Raw genomic sequence first — 21,576 nt, forward strand, 5'->3', positions numbered from 1 at the left:
GGATATGATTCAACCCGCCAAATGTGGGAGTGAGCTTCCACAGGGGAACTGATTCAACCCGGTCAAATGTGGGAGTGAGCCTGCTCGCGATGAGGCCACGCCAGCTCTCAAGGACGTCCGAGCAAATGGCTCATGGCGGTCTTGAGCTTCATCGGGCGTACGGGTTTGTGCATCAGCGTGTGGCCGAGCTCGCGGATCTGCAGTTTCAGTTCGTTGCTGTAGTTGGCGGTGATCATCATCGCCGGGATGGCCAAGGCGCGCCGCGCATTGATCCGCGCCACGGCATCGACACCATTCTGATCGTCATCCAGGTGATAGTCGGCGATCAGCAGGTCCGCGTGCTGGTGATAGTTGTCCACTTGCCGCGCCAAATCCTGCTCCGACAACGCTGTGACCACCAGACAGCCCCAGCCTTCGAGCAAAGTGCGCATGCCCGCGCAAATCGCCGCGTCGTTGTCCAGCACCCACACCCGCGCGCCGCGCAGACGCTCCAGCATCGGCTCACTCATCAGCAGGTTTGGCAGCGATTTCGGGGCGGTGGCACTTAGCGGCACTTCGACTGAAAACATCGAGCCCTTGCCCGGCCACGACCGAACGTGGATGCGATGGCCAAGAATACCGGCGATTTTTTCCACAATAGCCAGCCCCAGGCCCAACCCACGGTCCTGATCCGGACGCTGCACATCACCGCGTTTGAACTCCTGGAATATCTCCTCGAGACGGTCTTCAGCGATGCCCATGCCGCTGTCCCAGACCTCAATCGACAGGCGCTGATGATGACGTCGGCAACCCAGCACCACACGCCCGCTATAGGTGTAGCGAATCGCATTGCTCAGCAAATTGCGCAAAATGCGCGCCAGTAGCTGGATGTCGCTGCGGACCAGCGCAGAACACGGCACAAAATGCAGTTTGAGCCCCTCACTGCGAGCGACTTGAGTGTATTCAGCCGCCAGATTCTCAAGTAACTCGCTCAATGCAAACGGCGCGATATCAGCCTTGATCACCCCGGCATCCAGTTTCGAAATGTCGACCAGCGTGCCCAGCAGGTTTTCCACGTCTTCCAGCGAGTTGCTGACATTGCGCACCAGAATCGCGTTGGCCACCGGTTCACGCCGCTCCAGCAATGCGCTGGTGAATAGCCGTGCAGCGTTCAAAGGTTGCAGCAAGTCATGGCTGACGGCCGCGAGAAACTTGGTCTTTGAAAGGTTGGCCCGTTCGGCCTCAAGTTTGGCCTCGCGCAGACGCGACTCCGCCCGACGGCGTTCGTCGATTTCGCGCAATAATTGATCGTTGAGCGTCGTCAGTTCGGCGGTACGCTCGCGCACCCGAAGTTCCAGGTTCTGGTAAGCCTGATGCAGCGCCTCGGCGGTGCGCCGACGTTCGGTGATGTCCCGAATCAACACAAAAATACCCACGACTTCGCCGCTGGCCAGACGATTGGGCACGTAGGAGCGCAGCATGTAGCGCTCCTGATTATTGATGTTGGTTTCGGCAAATTCGAACGTCACGCTTTCACCCGCCAGCGCCCTGGCGACGTAGGATTCCAGGCGCTGGTAGTGCTGTTCGCTGTGCACCTCACGCAAGCTCTGCCCGAGCATCAAGCCCCGCGGCCAGCAATACCATTCTTCGTAAACCTTGTTGGTGAACTCGTACACCAGATCGGCATTCAAGTAGGCGATCAGCGCCGGCACATGGTCGGTAATCAGACGAATCCAGCGCTCGCTTTCGCTCAGCGCCTCGGCGTGCTGATAGCGTTCCGTAATGTCGGTGAAGGTGTTGACGAAGCCCCCGGTGGGCAATGGGTGCGTGCGAATTTCCAGCACGCGGCCATCGTAGAGTCGTTGTTCGCACTCCTGAACGTGCCGTCCGTTGACGTCTCGACTGGCCGGCGTCAACAGGTTCAGTTCACTGTCGGCAATCACTTCGGCAAATGGGCGATGAGCCGCCACCGGAGCCAGGCCGCTGAGTTCAAGAAAACGCCGGTTCCACAGTTCCAGCACGCCCTCGGCATTGACCATCGCCACGCCTTGGGAAAGATTGTCGACTGCCCGTTGCAGCAAATGCGATTTCTGCGCCACCGCCTGCTCACGACGCAGGGTTTCGCTGAGTTTAACGTCGGTGATGTCGGTGAACAGAATCACCCGTCCACCTTCCTGAGTCGGCCGTTCATTGACCTGTAACCAGCGGCCATCCTGCAGGCGATACAGCAGGTTTTCATCGGCGTGGCCACGCGGTTCCTCGGTGAACAGGCCGGTATCGCGCATCAGCCGCTTGACCTCTGCCAGCCGCATGCCCGCGTTGATGCGCACCCGGCTCTTGCTCCAGAACGCCTTGAATCGGCTATTGAACAGGACTATTCGCTGATCGGCATCGAACAGCACGAAGGCGTCGGAAATACTTTCGATGGCATCGATCAAGTGCTGGTGCGCGGTTTCGGCCCGCAGCCGCGCTTCACTGAGCAAGTGGTTGCCAGACTTGAGTTCCGCCATGGCCTGATTCAAGGCGTCGGTGCGCTCGCGAACCTGTTCGGCCAACACCACCGAATGCTGGAACGCGGCGTAAGGGTCGTTGCCGCGAGTCGCACCGGACTCGATCCGCTCGATCAGCGCACTGTTGATACGCTGCAGTTTCTGGTTTTCTCGTTCCAGGCCGACGACCCGGGCCTGGAGTTCAGCGGTGCCCGGGGGATCTACCGCGGGCGATGGCAACACCGGTGAAGGTCTGGTTGATGTGCATGCCATTGAACTGTTCTCCGTAGGTGTTGAAACCCATCACCCGTTGGTCCCGCAATAACTGACCGATTTGTTCCAGATTTCCGCCGCCCTCAAGTTCCAGGCGCCTGAGAAAGCAGTCGCAACCGATGGTCACCAACAAGTCCCCAAGCCGCGCATGCAGGCCCTCAAACAAGGCTTGCAGGTTGGGCAGCATCGGGCCCGGTGTCATGACGGTGAGGACAATGCCGTTTTCGACCGCACAGTAGAAACTCAGGCTCTGGTCTGGGTGCACCTGCTGAATGGCCCGCACGTAATACTGATCATTGATGCGCACCGCCAGCGGATGCGCGGCAAAGGTGCGGTAGTCGAGTTCCGCCACTGGCACGCCCACATGCCGGGCGTATTCCTCGGCTGCAGGCTCGGCGTTTAATTCAAAGACCCGGCGCGAGGTGCTGTCGGCGCCGGTTACCACCAGTTTTTCCGCTCGCGGCAGAATATGGTGGGTGGTGAACACTTCAAAATCGAGCCAGGTATTGACCAGCACCACCACCGCCGCGCCGCTGTGAAACTCGCCGCCAAAGTAAACGTGGGTGTGGGTCAAGCGATTGTCGTCGCCGGCAGAGCCGCCGAAATGCGGTATGTCGCCGAGCGCTGCGCTCAACGCTGCCAAGACCATTTCTTCGCGGCTGGATAAACCGTCGAGCAAGGTCAGCGCAAAGCTATTGCCCTTGATCGGTGCGAGCGTGTTGCTGCGACAGCCACTGACCAGACGCTCGACCATTTGCTGGGCGTCGATCAAGCTGAAGCGCTCCATTTCGTTGATCAGCTCAGCGTCGATGGAAAAATGCCGGTGGTCAAAACCGACCGCAGACACGCAATTTCGTCCGTAGCCCAGCGGCGTGATTTCACCGGCACTGGTGCATCCCACCAGCCGAATACCACCGAAGCTGTGTTGCAAGGCCTGGCCCAGCGCCTGCAAATCGTACTCGGCGGAACAGAAGAACAATACAAACCCCACGTGCGGGTGCAACAGTTGTCGCGCCAGTTCCAGCGCCACTTGCTGCGGATCCGTAGCCTGCGACATTGCACTGACAACGCCTTCATTGTGCTGCATTGTCGCCCCCCGCAGGTGCGCCTGTATGAGGCATGAGTGTACGAAGCCAGCAGGCGGCGACGTATGCTACTTGGGTAGCGGGTAGCCGCTTCGATGGGATGAGAACCCTGTCGCGGTCATTCATCAATCCCGGCATCACCGCCGAACCGAGTCTGGCTTGCCAGCGATGGCGTCGTTGAAATCGCCATCACCGGCAAGCCGGTTTCCTACGGGATTGGGGTTAACCACAACAGTCCGGCATTCACCGCCGAACCGTAGGAGACTGGCTTGCCAGCGATGGCGCCCGTGAAATCGCCATCACCGGCAAGCCGGTTTCCTACGGGATTTGGGATAACCACAACAGTCCGGCATTCACCGCCGAACCGTAGGAGACTGGCTTGCCAGCGATGGCTATTTTGAAAACGCGAACGCCTGCCGCAATCATGATTACCAGGTCAGTACTGCACCGACCGCGAAGGTATCGGTGTTTTCGTTCTGGGCACTGGTGTCGTGTCCATTGATTTCAAACTGGTTGTATTCGGCCACCAGTTTCAAGTTGTCATTCACGTCGTGGAACAGCGCAATGCCTCGGGTTTCGTAGTCTGCGCCACTGCCAACCACGCCGTTACCATCGTCCTTGGTCTTGCCGTAGGACAGGGCCAGACGGTTTTTTCCAATTTTATAGGAGCCCTGCAACAGGTAACCGTCACTGTCGACGTTACGCAGCGTCGGTTTACCGGCGTTGTTAGTGAAGAACGGGTTGATGCCTTTGGCCTGGAAGCCTGACCCGGTCAGCGACAACCCGCCCATTTTTGCCTGCACCCCATAACCGACACCTTTTGAGGTGACGGAATTAACCGTGGAGTCTGTGTTGTCTGAAGTCTGGTAGCTGCCGTTGACCCAGCTGTAGATTTTCGCGCCGGCCAGGTCGAACTGGTAGGTGATCTCACTTTCGGTGCGCGGGTTTTCCTGATACGCCTTGCCGGTCGGGCTGCTGTCATTGGTGTCGACCGGGTCCATGATGCCCACGGCCACCCGCAAACCCTCCATCACAGGTGTGCGATAGGTAATCTGCGACGTCGGGAACGGGTACGGATACCCGGTGCCGATATTGCCGAACGACACACCGCCGCCATCCACCAGCCCCAGCGTGTCGCTGACCTGGCCATAACCGGCGAGCAATTCATCGAGCAGGATGTTGGAGCGGGCAAACAAGCCGAAGTCCTTGCCGATCAACACTTCGCCCCATTCAGGATTGGCCACCGTGCCGTAGAACTGCCGCACGTCGATCGCGGTGTCTGTGCCGTTGGTTTGGCTGTCGTTGATGGTCACCCAAAACGAAGCCCGGGCACCCAGCTTCAAGTCGTCGATTTGCTTGCCCATGTTGAACCCGAGGTAGTTGGGCAGAAAGCCCATCTTCACCCGCGATTGCCGCCGGTCGTATTGGTCGCCGGCACGGTCTACATCGCTGTTGACATAAAAAGCGTTGATGTAGCCGTCAGTGGAAAAAGTAGTCTGATCCTTGTCATACAGCATGATTTCGGCTTCGGCCATCGAGCTCAAACCGAGGGTCGACAGACTGGCGATAAGGGCAGGCAAGAAACGATGCGTTGAATTCTTATTGTTGTGCATGACGCGCTCCGCAGCGAGGGACTGGATGTCGGAGGCGATTATCGAAAGCTCACAGGCACCGTCATACGCTGCCTTGGAGGCGGTTTGGAGGTGCTTTGGTTTGGCCGGTAGCAAGTGGCCGGTCGGCCATACTACCGGCTGCGACGAGGCCCGAAACTTAAGGTGTAAGACCTGTCATACCGTCGCTCTAAACAGCATGTACGCGGCGACCACCACACACACTGTGGCGAACCCGGTTTGCAAAGCCCTGGCCGGGACGCGGGCACACACTTGTCGGCCGAGAATCATGCCGACAATGCTGGCGACGATGAATGCCACACCCGATGAGTCGATCCTCACCCCGGCATGAAAAGCGCCGATCACACCGATGGCCGAGATCAGGCTGATTACCATCAAGGAGGTCGCGACGATTGCGCGCATCTGCACATCGGTCAGTTGCTTGAAGGCAGGGACGATCAAAAATCCGCCACCCACCCCAAGCAATCCCGAGACGACGCCCGTTACGGCCCCGAGCGCCGCGAGGGTCGCGGTGCATTTGGCAGTCCAGGAAAAGCGCCCGGTCTGTTGATCGAGCATGCAGTTTTTCTGCCCCCAATTGGCATGTCCATGGTCGCTGGGCCCCTCTTCTGCGCGTTCACGGCGCAGCATTCGCCACGCCACCATGACCATCAGCAAGCTGAACAGAATCATCAGGATTTTTTCCGGCAACCGATGCGCGAAGTAGATGCCAACCGGGGAAAAAATGGCCCCTAACAGCGCTATCAACAGCGCGGCGCGATAACGCACCAGACCATGGCGCAAACCATCGATGGCGCCCACTGCTGCGGCGCTGCCCACCGCAAACAACGCAACCGGCGCCGCTTGAGTCATGGTCCAGCCCAAGCCCAACACCAGGGCCGGCACTGCTAAAATACCGCCCCCCGCGCCGGTCAATCCGAGGACCAGCCCCATCACGACGCCAAAAAAACTTGCCAGCAACATAAAACACTCGTGTTCAGCAGAAAAAGGCCGGGGTCGCCCGGTATCGATGTGTAACAGGATAGAGCCCTCAAGGCATTTTTCCTGCATGAATTAAACAGGGACTGTCGGTAAAGCAAAAATGAAATTACCCTCAGTACACACTTGTAAAGAACCGGCCACCCATGTCCGTATTGATTAACGCTTTTCTGGACGACGCCTCAAAGACCTTCACCTACGTGATCTACCAGCAGGACGGTGGTGCCTGCGCGATCGTCGATCCAGTCCTCGACTACGACCCTGCTGCAGGCCGAACCGCGACTGTCCAGGCTGATCGTGTAATCGCCTTCGTTCGCGAACATCGGTTACAGGCTCAGTGGTTGCTGGAGACTCATGCCCACGCCGACCACCTGTCTGCCGCGCCTTACCTGCGGCGAGAATTGGGGGGCAAGATTGCGATTGGCCAATCGATCAGCAAAGTCCAGGGTGTGTTTAAAAGCCTGTTTAACCTTGAGCCGGAATTCCAGGTCGATGGCTCGCAGTTCGATCACCTGTTTGCGCCGGGCGAGTCATTCATGATCGGCGATGTGCAGGCCACCGCCCTGCATGTGCCCGGCCACACACCGGCAGACATGGCTTACCTGATCGACGGCGATGCGATTTTAGTGGGCGACACGCTGTTCATGCCCGACGTAGGCACCGCTCGCTGCGACTTTCCCGGCGGCAATGCCAACCAGTTGTTTGCCTCGATTCAAAAATTGCTCGCGTTCCCGGCCAGCGTGCGGCTTTACGTGTGCCACGATTACCCGCCCGAAGGCCGCGAACCGCACTGCCAGACCACTGTCGGCGAACAGCGTAAAAGCAACATCCACGTGCGAGACGGCATTGATGAGGCGGCATTCGTCGCCATGCGCAACACACGCGATGCGGGACTGGAAATGCCGACGCTGCTGCTGCCGGCGATTCAGGTCAACGTGCGGGCCGGGAACTTGCCCGCGCCCGAGGATAACGGCGTGACTTACCTGAAAATCCCGATCAACAAACTCTAGCGGCTACGCAAGGGTTAAACCGTTCGCGGGCAATGGCAGCGCGGTCTTGTAGCGCACTTGCTTCAGCGCAAAACTCGAACGGATGTTCGCTACGCCTGGCACTTTGGTCAGGAAGTCCATCATGAAACGCTCCAGCGACTGTATGGTCGGCACCAGCACACGGATCAAATAATCCGGGTCGCCGGCCATCAAATAGCACTCCATCACTTCCGGGCGATCCGCAATCGCTGACTCGAATTGCGCCAGAGCCTCTTCCACTTGTTTCTCGAGGCTGACGTGAATGAACACGTTGACGTGCAACCCCAACAGTTGGGCGTCCAGCAGGGTAACTTGCTCTCGAATCAGGCCTAATTCTTCCATCGCCTTGACCCGGTTGAAACAGGGCGTGGGCGACAGGTTTACCGAGCGTGCGAGGTCGGCGTTGGTGATACGTGCGTTCTCCTGGAGACTGTTGAGAATGCCGATATCGGTGCGATCAAGTTTGCGCATGAGACAAAGTCACCTGTTTATTCTGTTTATAGAGATTTTTTATCCTCAAATGATCTCAGGCGCAATGAAACATAGATAAATATTCTTCTTGGCCCGGCCTATGATTGTTGTAGGACAAGATTTCTTCCATCGAAGAATGACTGTCAGCTCACTACAAAAAATTCACAAGATCGAGCGTAGAAGCCATGAACCAAGCGTACGAACCGCTGCGCCTGCACGTCCCTGAACCTTCGGGCCGTCCCGGTTGTAAAACCGACTTCTCCTACCTGCGTCTGACGGACGCGGGTACGGTGCGCAAACCCCCCATCGACGTTGAACCTGCCGAAACCGCCGATTTGGCCAAGGGCCTGATTCGCGTGCTCGACGACGAAGGCAATGCCCTGGGCCCATGGGCCGAAGGCGTGCCGGTGGACATCCTGCGTAAAGGCATGCGCGCCATGCTCAAGACGCGGATCTTCGACAACCGTATGGTTGTCGCCCAGCGCCAGAAAAAAATGTCGTTCTACATGCAAAGCCTCGGCGAAGAAGCCATCGGCAGCGCTCAGGCCCTGGCCTTGAACATCGACGACATGTGCTTCCCGACCTACCGTCAGCAAAGCATTCTGATGGCCCGCGAAGTGCCGCTGGTGGACCTGATCTGCCAATTGCTGTCCAACGAGCGCGATCCGCTCAAGGGACGTCAATTGCCAATCATGTACTCAGTGCGCGATCACGGTTTCTTCACCATTTCCGGCAACCTCGCCACTCAATTCGTCCAAGGCGTGGGCTGGGGCATGGCGTCGGCGATCAAGGGCGACACTAAAATCGCCTCGGCCTGGATCGGCGACGGCGCCACAGCCGAATCCGACTTCCACACCGCCCTCACCTTCGCCCACGTTTACCGCGCGCCGGTCATCCTCAACGTGGTCAACAATCAGTGGGCCATCTCGACCTTCCAGGCCATTGCCGGTGGTGAGGCCACCACGTTTGCCGGGCGTGGCGTGGGTTGCGGCATCGCCTCGCTGCGCGTTGATGGCAACGATTTCGTCGCGGTCTACGCTGCCTCTGCCTGGGCCGCGGAACGCGCCCGGCGCAACCTTGGCCCGACCATGCTCGAATGGGTCACCTACCGCGCCGGCCCGCACTCGACGTCGGATGATCCGTCCAAATACCGTCCTGCAGACGACTGGAGCTACTTCCCGTTGGGCGACCCGATTGCGCGCCTCAAGCAGCACCTGGTGAAAATCGGTCAGTGGTCGGAAGAGGAACACACTGCCGTCAGCGCCGAACTCGAAGCTTTGGTGATCGCCGCCCAGAAACAGGCCGAACAGTACGGCACCTTGGCCGGTGGCCAGATCCCAAGCGCTGCGACGATGTTCGAGGACGTCTACAAAGAGATGCCGGAGCACTTGAAGCGCCAGCGCCAAGAGTTGGGGATCTGACATGAACGACCACAACAGCAACATTCAGTTGGAAACCGCCATGACCACAACCACCATGACCATGATCCAGGCCCTGCGCTCGGCCATGGATGTGATGCTGGAGCGTGATGACAACGTCGTGGTCTTCGGCCAGGACGTCGGCTACTTCGGTGGCGTGTTCCGTTGCACCGAAGGCCTGCAGACCAAGTACGGCACCTCGCGGGTGTTCGACGCACCGATTTCCGAAAGCGGCATTGTCGGCGTCGCCGTCGGCATGGGCGCCTATGGCTTGCGCCCGGTGGCCGAGATTCAATTTGCCGATTACGTGTACCCGGCATCGGACCAGATCATTTCCGAAGCCGCCCGCCTGCGTTATCGCTCGGCCGGTGAATTCACCGCACCGATGACCCTGCGCATGCCGTGCGGTGGTGGCATTTATGGCGGCCAGACCCACAGCCAGAGCATCGAAGCGATGTTCACCCAGGTCTGCGGGTTGCGCACCGTCATGCCGTCCAACCCTTACGACGCCAAAGGCTTGCTGATCGCCTCCATCGAAAACGATGACCCGGTGATCTTTCTCGAACCTAAACGCCTGTACAACGGCCCATTCGACGGCCACCACGACCGTCCAGTGACGCCGTGGTCGAAACACCCTTCGGCACAAGTCCCGGACGGTTACTACACCGTACCGCTGGACGTGGCCGCCATCACCCGTCCCGGCAAAGCGGTGACCATCCTGACCTACGGCACCACCGTGTATGTGTCACAAGTGGCTGCCGAAGAGACCGGTATCGATGCCGAAGTGATCGACCTGCGCAGCCTGTGGCCGCTGGACCTGGACACCATCGTCGCGTCGGTAAAGAAAACCGGGCGCTGCGTGGTTGTTCACGAAGCGACTCGCACCTGCGGTTTTGGTGCCGAACTGGTCGCCCTGGTGCAGGAACACTGCTTCCATTATCTGGAAGCGCCTATCGAACGCGTCACCGGTTGGGACACGCCCTACCCGCACGCACAAGAGTGGGCGTATTTCCCTGGCCCGTCCCGAGTGGGCGCGGCTTTGAAACGGGTTATGGAGGTCTGAATGGGCACGCACGTTATCAAGATGCCAGACATTGGCGAAGGCATCGCAGAAGTTGAATTGTCGGTGTGGCACGTAAAAGTCGGCGATATGGTGGTTGAAGATCAAGTGCTGGCCGATGTCATGACCGACAAGGCAATGGTCGACATTCCCTCGCCCGTGCACGGCAAAGTCATTGCGCTGGGCGGCGTGCCGGGCGAAGTCATGGCGGTTGGCAGCATCCTGATCAGCATCGAAGTTGAAGGCGCGGGCAACGTCAAGGAATCGGCCCAGCCTGCGGCCGTTAAAGAAGCACCGGTTGCAGCGCCGAAAGTTGAAGCGGTTGTGGACACTAAACCGGTCGTTGCGACGGCGCCAAAAGTGGCTGCATGCCAAGGCCCTATGGTTGCTCGCGAAGCGGATGAGCGCCCGCTCGCGTCCCCGGCAGTGCGTAAACATGCGCTGGATCTCGGTATTCAACTGCGTCTGGTGCGCGGCACGGGGCCTGCCGGTCGTGTGCTGCACGAAGACCTGGACACTTACCTGGCCCAGGGTCAGTCGAGTGCCTCCACTGCCTCCACGGGCTACGCCCAGCGTAATGATCAAGAACAGATTCCGGTCATCGGCATGCGCCGCAAGATTGCCCAGCGCATGCAGGAAGCCACACAGCGTGCTGCGCATTTCAGTTACGTCGAAGAAATCGATGTTACTGCCGTCGAAGAACTGCGCGCACACCTCAACGAAAAGCACGGTGCAACGCGCGGCAAGCTGACCTTGCTGCCGTTTCTGGTGCGTGCGCTGGTTGTTGCGCTGCGCGACTTTCCGCAGATCAACGCCCGTTACGACGACGAAGCACAAGTCATCACCCGCCTCGGCGCAGTGCATGTCGGCGTTGCCACGCAAGCCGATATCGGCCTGATGGTGCCGGTGGTACGCCACGCCGAAGCGCGTAGCTTGTGGGACAGTGCGACGGAAATTTCGCGTCTGGCCACCGCTGCACGTAACGGCAAAGCCAGCCGCGATGAGTTGTCCGGGTCGAGCATCACGTTGACCAGCCTCGGTGCGTTGGGCGGAATTGTCAGCACTCCGGTGCTGAACCTGCCGGAAGTGGCCATTGTGGGCGTCAACAAGATCGTCGAACGGCCGATGGTCGTCAAAGGCCAGATCGTGATCCGCAAGATGATGAACCTCTCCAGCTCCTTCGATCACCGTGTGGTCGATGGCATGGACGCGGCGCAATTCATCCAGGCCATTCGTGGCTTGCTCGAACAACCCGCCACCCTGTTTGTGGAGTGATGCAATGCAAACCTTGAACACTACGCTGCTGATTATTGGTGGCGGCCCTGGCGGTTATGTGACGGCGATTCGTGCCGGGCAGCTGGGCATTTCGACGATTTTGGTGGAAGGCGAATCGTTGGGCGGCACTTGCCTCAACATTGGCTGCATTCCATCGAAAGCGCTGATTCATGTGGCGGAGCAGTTTCATCAAACCCGTCATCACAACGAGCATTCAGCGCTGGGCATCACCGTATCGGCGCCCACCCTCGACATCGGCAAGAGCGTGGAATGGAAGGACGGCATCGTTGATCGCCTGACAACCGGCGTTGCCGCGCTGTTGAAAAAGAACAAGGTCCAGGTCATCCATGGCTGGGCCAAAGTAGTCGACGGCAAGACCGTTGACGTTGGCGACACGCGGATTCTGTGCGAACACCTGGTGCTGGCCACTGGTTCCAAAAGCGTCAACCTGCCGATGCTGCCAATTGGCGGCCCGATCATCTCCTCAACCGAGGCGCTGACGCCCACGTCCGTGCCGAAACGGTTAGTGGTCGTGGGTGGCGGCTACATCGGTCTGGAGTTGGGAATTGCCTACCGCAAACTCGGCGCGGAGGTCAGTGTGGTCGAGGCACAGGACCGTGTGTTGCCAGCCTATGACGCTGAACTGACTCAACCTGTACACGACGAACTGAAAAAACTTGGCGTGAGTCTTTACTTGAAGCATAGCGTTCAAGCATTTGATTCTAATGAAAATACCCTTCAGATCACCAAGCCAGACGGCGACACATTGAGCCTGGAAACCGATCAGGTGCTGGTGGCAGTCGGGCGCAAGCCGAACACTCAGGGCTGGAACCTCGAAGCGCTAAACCTGGACATGAACGGCTCGGCGATCAAGATCGACAGCCGTTGCCAAACCAGCATGCGCAATGTTTACGCCATCGGCGACCTGAGCGGCGAACCCATGCTCGCGCACCGGGCCATGGCTCAGGGAGAAATGGTCGCGGAGCTGATCAGCGGCAAGAATCGCGAATTCAGTCCCGTTGCCATTGCTGCCGTGTGCTTTACCGACCCGGAGCTGGTAGTGGTTGGCAAAACCCCGGATGAAGCCAAGGCTGCCGGTCTGGACTGCATCGTTTCAAGCTTTCCGTTCGCCGCCAATGGCCGGGCCATGACCCTGGAATCCAAAACGGGCTTCGTGCGGGTTGTCGCTCGTCGCGACAACCACCTGATTGTCGGCTGGCAAGCCGTGGGGGTTGGCGTTTCCGAGTTGTCGACGGCATTCGGCCAGAGTCTGGAAATGGGCGCACGACTGGAAGATATCGCTGGCACCATCCATGCGCACCCGACCCTGGGTGAAGCCGTGCAGGAAGCCGCACTGCGTGCATTGGGGCATGCGCTGCACCTGTAAATATACTGAACTGTGGCGAGGGAGGTTGCTAACGCTCGGTTGCGAAGCGCCCCCCGCCGATACCAGACACAAAACATTGTCTGGATTGACGGCGGCTACGCCGCCGAACGGGAGCAAGCGCCCTCGCCACAGGATTTCGAACAATGAAAATCGGCAGTAAATTTGATGAGCAGGCTAAGAAATCTGCCCATCAGCCGATAGTCCGGGCTGCGAAACATCCCCGGAATGAAGTATTGTTGTCCCCATCCAGAAAAAACGTCAGAAGCCTTGAACCGTTTCGGCGGTTGTTAAGTGATAGAGGGTGTCATGGGTAACGAAAGTATCAATTGGGACAAGCTGGGTTTTGACTACATCAAGACAGACAAGCGCTTCTTGTCGTACTGGCGTGACGGTTCCTGGGACGAAGGCACCCTGACCGAAGATAACGTGCTGCACATCAGCGAAGGCTCCACTGCCCTTCACTATGGCCAGCAGTGCTTCGAAGGCATGAAGGCCTATCGTTGCAAGGACGGCTCGATCAACCTGTTCCGCCCGGATCAGAATGCCCTGCGCATGCAACGCAGCTGTGCACGCTTGCTGATGCCGTTCGTCGAAACCGAGCAGTTCATCGAAGCCTGTAAAGAAGTGGTTCGTGCCAATGAGCGGTTCATCCCGCCTTACGGTACCGGCGGCGCGCTGTACCTGCGCCCGTTCGTGATCGGCGTGGGTGACAACATCGGCGTGCGGACTGCGCCCGAGTTCATCTTCTCGATCTTCGCCATTCCGGTCGGTGCGTACTTCAAGGGTGGCCTCACCCCGCACAACTTCCTGATCTCCAGCTTCGACCGCGCCGCGCCACAAGGCACCGGCGCCGCCAAGGTCGGTGGCAACTATGCCGCCAGCCTGATGCCAGGTTCCCAGGCCAAGAAAGCGAACTTCGCTGACTGCATCTACCTGGACCCGATGACTCACTCGAAAATCGAAGAAGTCGGTTCGGCCAACTTCTTCGGTATTACCCACGACAACAAATTCGTCACGCCGAAGTCGCCTTCGGTACTGCCGGGCATCACCCGTTTGTCGTTGATCGAGCTGGCTCAATCGCGTCTGGGCCTGGAAGTGATTGAAGGTGATGTGTTCATCGACAAGCTGTCCGACTTCAAAGAAGCCGGCGCCTGCGGTACCGCTGCAGTGATCACGCCTATCGGCGGTATCAACTACAACGACAAACTGCACGTGTTCCACAGCGAAACCGAGGTTGGCCCGATCACCCAGAAGCTCTACAAAGAGCTGACTGGCGTGCAAACCGGCGACGTCGAAGCACCAGCAGGCTGGATCGTCAAGGTCTGACCTGACGCCCAGCGCAAGAAAAAACCCACTCGACGTTGCGGCGTCGAGTGGGTTTTTTTATGGGTTGCGAGCGCGCTCGGTGTCTGCCAGCGCAATGCGTTTACCGCCACGTGCCTTGATGCTGCTGGCCTGCCCGTCCTGCTGCTTGCCGGTACGCGCCTGAGTGATCAACCCCGGTATCAGCGCCCCCTCTGGCAGGTTCTTCCAGAATCGCGCCGGTAAATGCCCTTGCATGACTTTCGGGTTCAGCCGTGCCGGATTGAAGATATGGCTGTAGTACGTCAGCCACATCGCGCTGTGCGGGTCATCGACGTTCTGCGCCAGTTGCTGCCATTCAATCGGGCATTGGCGATGATGGATCAACTGTTGCCCATCGTAATAAACCCCGTCCCTTGGCGTGGCGATCAACCATCGATGCTGGCCCATGCGGCCGATGAAATGTTCACTGGCGCTGTGCAGGATGTCGTGCGCAGGCTCGTGCCAGGCGACGTACTGCGGTCCTTCGTTTTCAGGCAGCGCGACAAACCTCACAAATGCATGTAAATGATGAGATTCACGCTGTATCTGTTTGATTCTTCTCTGTAATTCACTTCCAAGCTTGTCGCCGGCCATCATCGCCGTTCGGTCGCCATGACTCACGCGCCACAACACCTCATACAACACACTCCAGCGTTGGTCGCCACGGTAACGCGCCGCGCGCTCAAGCGTATCCAGCAGAGCACGGGGAATGCGCGCCTGAAACGGGCCGTGTGTTTGCGGCACCGCTTCGTCACTGGCAAACAGGTCAGCGACACCTTCACTGGCCCATCCGACCCGGCTCGGGTCTATTTGATGACTGAGCAGCCAGCGCGCTTGCAAACGCCAGGTGTCGAACACGTCGTCGCAGTCGAGGGTAATCATCCCCACAAGCCCATTTGTTGCGGCTGAGGTCGGTCGCGCAGTTGTTGGTACAGCAAATGACTGGTGACCTCAGCTTGCTGTGGATGGTAGTCGCTGGTGATGAAAAACGGCTTGGCCTTGGTCAATACACACCGCATGCGCGCCAGGTCTTCGTAGCGAATGCGCCGCTGTCGGCGTAGCTCAACCAAACGCTCGGTGGTGCGAAGCCCTATCCCGGGGATACGGGCTATCAACGACGCCTCGGCACGGTTCAGGTCCAGCGGGAAAACATCGCGATTCTCCAGTGCCCACGCCAGTTTAGGGTCGATGTCGAGCGCCAGATGCCCCGGTCCCTTGAACAGTTCGCCAGCGGTGTAGCCATAACTGCGCAACAGGAAGTCGGCCTGATACAAACGGTGTTCGCGCATCAGCGGCGGCGCGGCCAGCGGCACACTGTCAGGGCTGTTGGGGATCGGACTGAACGCCGAATAGTAAACCCGGCGCAATCGGTAGCTGCCATACAACGTCTGGGCGCTGTGCAGGATGGTGGAGTCGTCGGTGTCGTCGGCGCCGACGATCATCTGGGTACTTTGCCCGGCCGGGGCGAATTTTGGCGTACGGGGTTCATTAAGTACCGTTTGCTCGCCGGTGTAGATGGTTTGCATCGCGTGCTTGATCGAGCCCAGGTGTTTTTCCGGGGCCAGGGTTTGCAGGCTCGCCTCGGTGGGCAATTCGATGTTGACGCTCAACCGATCGGCATAGCGCCCCGCTTCTGCGATCAGCGCCGGGTCGGCCTCGGGGATGGTCTTGAGGTGGATGTAGCCGCGAAACTCATGGTCCTCGCGCAGCAACTTTGCGACCCGGATCAACTGTTCCATGGTGTAGTCCGCCGAGCGGATGATCCCGGAACTCAAGAACAAGCCGCTGACGCAGTTGCGCCGATAAAAGTCCAGGGTCAGCGTCACCACTTCTTCAGGCGTGAAGCGCGCCCGGGGCACATCGCTGGAGCGTCGATTGACACAGTACTGGCAGTCGTACAGACAGAAATTGGTCAGCAGTATTTTCAGTAACGAGACACAGCGCCCGTCTGGCGTATAGCTGTGGCAAATACCCATGCCATCCGTGGCGCCCAGCCCGCTTTTGCCTTCGGAGCTACGCTTGGGCGCGCCACTGCTGGCACAGGACGCGTCGTATTTGGCGGCGTCGGCGAGAATGCTGAGCTTATCGATGAGTTCCATGGGCACGCCTTATACTGTGTGGATATACAGTATATCGTCAGCGCTGCGGGTTCAAGGGGTGCTGCAACCCTTGGTCGGATCATCGCGAAATGCGCATGCTCCGGTTTTTAAATCCATTGTGTCAAACCAATGCCAACTGATAATAAGCAAGTGCGACGTGGGCTTGAAGTTGACCGCTTAGGTGCCCTGAAGCCTGGTCGGCAATAGTTGCTCAGACTTCGTTGCGTATCAAACGAACGAAAGGTTGCACAGGGTTTGGAGCGAGAATTACCTTCCACTGATTAGGAACAGCAAAGTTATGAATGGGCCGTAATGGGCCAGCAATGAGTTGCACCTCCCACGCACTGGCAGGTGCAAAGTTGCGAATAGGCTTCACCGCGATACTGTTTGCAGGTACCGAGGGTTTGACAAAGTTCGTTTCCCCAAGTGCGTGCGCGCTGAGTGGCGTAAGGGTGTTCCTGTCCCGGGTAGGACTTTTGTAGATCGCAGGTGCGGTGGCCCCCTGCGATTGCACAGCGCTATTTTTTGCAGCTCTCTTTGTCGTTTTCTTCGGTGCAGGCGGTGCCTTCGCTTCAGCTTTTTTTACACTGGCCAGAGTTTTATTAACCCGAGACAGAGCATTGGGCACATCTGATTGATTGAAAAGTCTGCGCGCAAAAAAATGAAGTTTTACGCTACCGGATGGATCTGTGTGATTCATCGGATCATTGTCGCAGTAGGCATAAGCATTAAAGCCCCCCTCGCCGAATGGGCTTAAACGATCAGGAGAGTTAAAGCGCATCAGCACCGGATTGTAGGCCCGATTACCTCGCCCCAATAAATAGTGCCCCGTCATAGAGTCAGGCAGTTCGCCGTTATAACCCAGCAATCCAGGTAACTTTTGCGCCGTTGGATGATGGCCATAAGGGCTATAATTCTTCGGATAAATGACGCCGCAATTGATGCTGTGCATGACCGTTTCATGCAGGTCACCGCTGAGTAATATGGCAACTTCGCTGGAGGTTTTACTGGACAAAATCATTTGACGGGCTCCGGGCAATAGCATTCTGTAAGTTAGCATCCGCCTGTTTATCGGGCCCGTATAGCTAGCAGATCTGATAGTTATTTAAGCACTTCAATCATCACGCGTCAGCACTTCCAGCAGTTCAATCTCGAAAGTCAGGTTCGAGTTTGGCGGAATGGAACCCATTGTCCGCTCGCCATAGGCCAGGTGCGCGGGCACCAGCAGTTTGCGTTTGCCGCCGACCTGCATACCGATGATGCCTTGATCCCAGCCCTTGATGACGCGGCCGGTGCCGATCACGCACTGGAAGGGTTTGCCGCGACTGTAGGAAGAATCGAATTCGCTGCCATTTTCCAGCCAGCCACGGTATTGCGTGGTGATCAATGCGCCTTTGACGGCGGCTTTGCCATCGCCCAACAGGAGGTCGATGACTTGCAGGTCTTCACTCATAACGATGCCTTGTCTGGTTGCTGGGTTCGAGGGGGGTCCTTTTCCCAGAAATCAACGTGGTTGGCAACCGTTTGACGGCCAAGTCAGACGAATGCTCGCAGAATGCCACTACAACCAAATGGCGTAGTGACTTAAGATGCTTAACCTCTAAACCTGCGGTTCAAACGCCATGCCGACAATCACTGAATGAGTGAGTTCTGGGCCAGTGCAGTCATCGGTGTCCTGATGTTTGCCTTGGTCGGTACCTTTATCTATCGCGAACGTTCGCTGCGAAAGCAGTTGGCCGAGTCGCGGGCGCTGATTGATAGCCTGACTGACGGGCAAAACATCCGCCTGGACGGTGATGCGGAGCGTTTCAAACGCAGCCAGTACTTTGCACGCATTGGCACGTGGGACTGGGAAGTCGACACTGACAAGCTCTACTGGTCGGATGCGATCTATGGCATGTTCGGCTTCAAGACCGGTGAAGTAACGCCCTCCTACGCCTTGTTTTGCAGCTGCGTGCACCCTGACGACCGGGTCAGTGTGCGTGCCGGCGAGCTGCGCTGTCTGGAAACCGGTGAAAACCATGACGAGGAATATCGGGTGATTTGGCCCGATGGCACCATTCGCTGGTTGCGTGAAACCGGCAATGTGGTCAAGAACGACCACAACACCACCATCAAAATGATGGGCGTGGTGCGCGACATCACTGAAGAAAAAGCCTCGGCCAGCTACCTCAAACATCTGGCTCACTTCGATCCGCTCACCGGGCTGCCCAATCGACTGGTGCTCGAAGAGCGCCTGGCACAAGCATTGGAACAGGCTCGGGTCAATGACACGCGGGTGGTGTTGGTGTTCATCGACCTCAATGGTTTCAAGGCGATCAACGACCATTACGGTCATGCGGCCGGCGACCGGGTGCTGGTCTCCACGGCCACTCGTCTAAAGAGAATTCTGCGCGCCACCGACACGGTCGCGCGCATCGGTGGTGACGAATTCGTGGTCATCCTGCAAGGCCTGCCGAACAGTGTGAGCCTGCAGGACGAAGCTCGACGCGTCTGCCAGAAAATCTTTATCGAGCTATCGCCACCGATCACCATCGGCAACGATCAACGCCACATCGGCTGCAGCCTCGGCGTGGCGGTGTTCCCGGACCACGCACTGAGCATGGACCGGTTGATCCATATTGCTGACCTGGCGATGTATGAAGCTAAGCGCAGCGGGAACAATCAATATCGGCTGGGCTTCGAGAGCCCGGCGCGGGCTCACTCCCAGTAGTTTGCAGCGACTAGCGCTCGACCGGTGTGATATCGATGATCGCCCCGTTAGTCACCATGACCATCATGTATTTATCGTTGATTTGTACCCATTGCGCCTGGTCTTTCGGGGCTTTCAGCCCTTTGGCTTTCCAGTTGCCGATGGCTTTTTCGCTGCGCTGGTAAACGTCCGGAGCGCGGTCGCCGACCACCAGGGTGCGTGAATTATTGACGCCCGGTTGAACCGTTTTTTGCGCGGGATCAGCCGCTTGAACGATGGGGCTGATACCGGCGACGCCAGCGGCAAGGGCCAGGGCGGCGATAAAGTGTTTGCTGTTCATAGGGTGATCCTCCAGTGATGTCGTACTACCAGAACTCCGACTGCGCGCGCCGCGAATCATTCATTAGGGTTGGCGAAGATTATGCGATGAATGTGACCCACGGCATCGCGCAACATTGCGCCTTGCATACAATCATTGCCTGATCGGGCTGACGCAAGCGGCTCCAGCCTTTATCCTTGAGCCCTCGCTGTACCGTTTCCCTGGAGTTTCGTCATGCCCCATGAAGGCAACCTGTTGCAAGCCGCTGTGGTTTTTCTGTGTGCGGCGGTGCTGACCGTGCCTTTGGCCAAACGCCTGCAATTGGGGGCAGTGCTGGGTTATCTGTTTGCCGGCGTGCTGATCGGCCCGTCGGTGTTGGGGCTGATCGGCAACCCACAAAGTGTCAGCCATATTTCCGAACTCGGCGTGGTGTTGCTGTTGTTCATCATCGGCCTCGAGTTGTCGCCGCGACGCTTGTGGGTGATGCGCAAAGCCGTGTTCGGCGTCGGACTGGCGCAAGTGCTGCTCACCGGTTCAGTGATTGGTGTGGCCGCACTGTTTGTATTTGGGCAATCGCTGAACAGCGCCATCGTGCTGGGCCTTGGCCTGGCGTTGTCGTCGACCGCATTCGGCCTGCAAAGCCTGGCCGAGCGCAAGGAATTGACCAGCCCCCACGGGCGCCTCGCATTTGCGATTCTGTTGTTCCAGGACATCGCCGCGATCCCGTTGATCGCCATGGTTCCGCTGTTGGCGGGCGGCGATCACAGCGCCAGCGTTTCCGACCACATCAATCATGGTTTGCAGGTACTCGGCAGCATCGCCGTGGTGGTCATTGGCGGGCGCTATCTGTTGCGTCCGGTGTTTCGGACAGTGGCCAAGACCGGGTTGCCGGAAGTGTCCACCGCCACCGCGCTGCTGGTAGTCATCGGCACGGCGTGGCTGATGGACCTGGTCGGCGTGTCGATGGCGCTCGGGGCCTTCCTCGCCGGTTTACTGCTGGCAGACTCGGAGTACCGCCACGAACTGGAAGCGCAAATCGAGCCGTTCAAGGGCCTGTTGCTGGGGCTGTTTTTCATCAGCGTCGGCATGGGCGCCAATCTGAGCTTGCTGCTCAGCGCGCCGTTGACGGTGCTGGGACTGACGTTGCTGCTGATCGCAATCAAGCTGCCGTTGCTGTTTGTGGTGGGCCGAATGGTCGGTGGTCTGGGCAAGATCAGTGCGATTCGCCTCGGCATCGTGCTGGCCGCCGGCGGTGAATTTGCATTCGTGGTGTTCAAGATTGCCCGCGACCAAGGTCTGTTCGACTCACGCCTGTACGATTTACAAGTGCTGACAATCACCCTGTCCATGGCCGTGACGCCCATTCTTCTGCTGATCTGCGCGCGATTGGTCAGCCCCAAGGTCCTGCCGGTGGAAGTCCCGGAGAAGTTTCGCGAAATCGACACCGACACACCGCGCGTGGTGATCGCTGGCATGGGCCGAATGGGCCAGATCGTCGCGCGTATCCTGCGGGCGCAAAACATCAAGTTCGTGGCACTGGACACCTCCGTCGAAACCATCGAGCTGTCGCGCAGCTTTGGCGGCGTGCCGGTGTTTTACGGTGACCCCATGCGTCCGGAAATCCTCAGTGCGGCCAAGGTCGAGCAGGCGGAATACTTTGTTATTGCCACCGATGATCCAGACACCAACATCAAAACCGCCGAGCTGGTGCACAAGCTCTATCCGCACATCAAAATCATCGCCCGCGCCCGAAACCGCCAGCACGTGCACCGGTTGATGGACCTCGGCGCCGAGGCGATTCGCGAAACCTATTATTCGAGTCTGGAGATGAGCCGGCGTACGCTGGTGGGTCTGGGGCTGACCCAGGCCCAGGCCGATGCGCGCATCAAGCGCTTCAAGCATCACGACGAACAGGTGCTCGAAGCCCAGCACGCGGTATACGACGATGCGGCAAAAGTGCTGCAGACCGCACAGGAAGCGCGGGCAGAGCTGGCGAAGTTGTTTGAGTCGGATCAACTGGAAGAACAATCCGCCAAGCGCTGATCATT

At 58.4% G+C, this 21,576-nt stretch carries 18 protein-coding genes; 8 read left to right on the forward strand and 10 right to left on the reverse strand.

Features of this window, described 5'->3' with window-relative positions; translation table 11 throughout:
- Window positions 1-107: 107 nt before the first annotated feature.
- The 4 genes from nahK to ACQR3R_RS09005 all read right to left on the reverse strand — a co-directional run bounded on the left by nahK (window position 108) and on the right by ACQR3R_RS09005 (window position 6,420).
- A complete protein-coding gene (gene nahK / locus ACQR3R_RS08990; RefSeq protein WP_428271689.1) occupies window positions 108-2,741 on the reverse strand; it encodes a hybrid sensor histidine kinase/response regulator NahK/ErcS' in 2,634 nt (877 codons plus the stop codon).
- Window positions 2,671-3,798, reverse strand: a complete 1,128-nt coding sequence (gene nosP / locus ACQR3R_RS08995; protein WP_428271691.1) for a nitric oxide-sensing protein NosP — start codon at window positions 3,796-3,798, stop codon at window positions 2,671-2,673. Before nosP ends, nahK begins: the two co-directional genes overlap by 71 nt.
- A gap of 456 nt (window positions 3,799-4,254) precedes the next feature.
- The gene (locus tag ACQR3R_RS09000) at window positions 4,255-5,439 is read right to left on the reverse strand and encodes a porin (protein WP_428271693.1); all 1,185 of its coding nucleotides are present in this window, start codon (window positions 5,437-5,439) and stop codon (window positions 4,255-4,257) included.
- Between the two features lie 174 nt (window positions 5,440-5,613).
- Window positions 5,614-6,420, reverse strand: coding sequence for a TSUP family transporter (locus ACQR3R_RS09005; protein WP_428271694.1), 807 nt, complete (start codon window positions 6,418-6,420; stop codon window positions 5,614-5,616).
- Between the two features lie 161 nt (window positions 6,421-6,581).
- Between ACQR3R_RS09005 and ACQR3R_RS09010 the strand changes: the two genes are divergently transcribed.
- The gene (locus tag ACQR3R_RS09010; protein WP_428271696.1) at window positions 6,582-7,445 is read left to right on the forward strand and encodes an MBL fold metallo-hydrolase; all 864 of its coding nucleotides are present in this window, start codon (window positions 6,582-6,584) and stop codon (window positions 7,443-7,445) included.
- Window positions 7,446-7,448: 3 nt separating this feature from the next.
- On the opposite strand, the gene bkdR is transcribed toward ACQR3R_RS09010, so the two are convergent.
- The gene (bkdR, locus tag ACQR3R_RS09015) at window positions 7,449-7,934 is read right to left on the reverse strand and encodes a Bkd operon transcriptional regulator BkdR (RefSeq protein ID WP_428271697.1); all 486 of its coding nucleotides are present in this window, start codon (window positions 7,932-7,934) and stop codon (window positions 7,449-7,451) included.
- 185 nt (window positions 7,935-8,119) lie between these two features.
- Between bkdR and ACQR3R_RS09020 the strand changes: the two genes are divergently transcribed.
- The 5 genes from ACQR3R_RS09020 (at window position 8,120) to ACQR3R_RS09040 (ending at window position 14,400) form a co-directional block, all read left to right on the forward strand.
- A complete protein-coding gene (locus tag ACQR3R_RS09020) occupies window positions 8,120-9,355 on the forward strand; it encodes a thiamine pyrophosphate-dependent enzyme (RefSeq protein WP_428271699.1) in 1,236 nt (411 codons plus the stop codon).
- A gap of 1 nt (window position 9,356) precedes the next feature.
- Window positions 9,357-10,415, forward strand: coding sequence for a transketolase C-terminal domain-containing protein (locus ACQR3R_RS09025; protein WP_428271701.1), 1,059 nt, complete (start codon window positions 9,357-9,359; stop codon window positions 10,413-10,415).
- Window positions 10,416-11,687: a 2-oxo acid dehydrogenase subunit E2 gene (locus ACQR3R_RS09030; RefSeq protein WP_428271703.1), complete on the forward strand. Its 1,272-nt coding sequence runs from the start codon at window positions 10,416-10,418 to the stop codon at window positions 11,685-11,687.
- Between the two features lie 4 nt (window positions 11,688-11,691).
- A complete protein-coding gene (gene lpdA / locus ACQR3R_RS09035; RefSeq protein WP_428271704.1) occupies window positions 11,692-13,074 on the forward strand; it encodes a dihydrolipoyl dehydrogenase in 1,383 nt (460 codons plus the stop codon).
- 306 nt (window positions 13,075-13,380) lie between these two features.
- Window positions 13,381-14,400: a branched-chain amino acid aminotransferase gene (locus ACQR3R_RS09040; RefSeq protein ID WP_428271705.1), complete on the forward strand. Its 1,020-nt coding sequence runs from the start codon at window positions 13,381-13,383 to the stop codon at window positions 14,398-14,400.
- Window positions 14,401-14,457: 57 nt separating this feature from the next.
- Here ACQR3R_RS09040 and ACQR3R_RS09045 read toward each other — a convergent pair whose 3' ends face one another.
- The 4 genes from ACQR3R_RS09045 to ACQR3R_RS09060 all read right to left on the reverse strand — a co-directional run bounded on the left by ACQR3R_RS09045 (window position 14,458) and on the right by ACQR3R_RS09060 (window position 17,970).
- Window positions 14,458-15,300, reverse strand: a complete 843-nt coding sequence (locus tag ACQR3R_RS09045; RefSeq protein ID WP_428271706.1) for a TIGR03915 family putative DNA repair protein — start codon at window positions 15,298-15,300, stop codon at window positions 14,458-14,460.
- Window positions 15,297-16,517 carry a putative DNA modification/repair radical SAM protein gene (locus ACQR3R_RS09050; protein WP_428271707.1) on the reverse strand — a complete coding sequence of 407 codons (1,221 nt, stop codon included), beginning with the start codon at window positions 16,515-16,517 and terminating at the stop codon, window positions 15,297-15,299. Before ACQR3R_RS09050 ends, ACQR3R_RS09045 begins: the two co-directional genes overlap by 4 nt.
- Window positions 16,518-16,728: 211 nt before the next feature.
- Window positions 16,729-17,538, reverse strand: a complete 810-nt coding sequence (locus tag ACQR3R_RS09055; RefSeq protein WP_428271708.1) for an RHS repeat-associated core domain-containing protein — start codon at window positions 17,536-17,538, stop codon at window positions 16,729-16,731.
- 93 nt (window positions 17,539-17,631) lie between these two features.
- The gene (locus ACQR3R_RS09060; protein ID WP_428271709.1) at window positions 17,632-17,970 is read right to left on the reverse strand and encodes an FKBP-type peptidyl-prolyl cis-trans isomerase; all 339 of its coding nucleotides are present in this window, start codon (window positions 17,968-17,970) and stop codon (window positions 17,632-17,634) included.
- A 186-nt stretch (window positions 17,971-18,156) separates the two neighbouring features.
- Between ACQR3R_RS09060 and ACQR3R_RS09065 the strand changes: the two genes are divergently transcribed.
- Window positions 18,157-19,230, forward strand: coding sequence for a diguanylate cyclase domain-containing protein (locus ACQR3R_RS09065; RefSeq protein ID WP_428271711.1), 1,074 nt, complete (start codon window positions 18,157-18,159; stop codon window positions 19,228-19,230).
- A gap of 10 nt (window positions 19,231-19,240) precedes the next feature.
- Here the strand turns inward: ACQR3R_RS09065 and ACQR3R_RS09070 are convergent, their stop codons facing one another.
- A complete protein-coding gene (locus ACQR3R_RS09070) occupies window positions 19,241-19,549 on the reverse strand; it encodes an RcnB family protein (protein ID WP_428271712.1) in 309 nt (102 codons plus the stop codon).
- Between the two features lie 213 nt (window positions 19,550-19,762).
- On the opposite strand from ACQR3R_RS09070, the gene ACQR3R_RS09075 reads away from it, so the two are divergent.
- On the forward strand, window positions 19,763-21,571 hold the full coding sequence (locus tag ACQR3R_RS09075; RefSeq protein WP_428271713.1) for a monovalent cation:proton antiporter-2 (CPA2) family protein: 1,809 nt from the start codon (window positions 19,763-19,765) through the stop codon (window positions 21,569-21,571).
- Window positions 21,572-21,576 lie beyond the last annotated feature (5 nt).

Source organism: Gordonia sp. IEGM753 (assembly GCF_050321825.1).
Taxonomy (GTDB): domain Bacteria; phylum Pseudomonadota; class Gammaproteobacteria; order Pseudomonadales; family Pseudomonadaceae; genus Aquipseudomonas.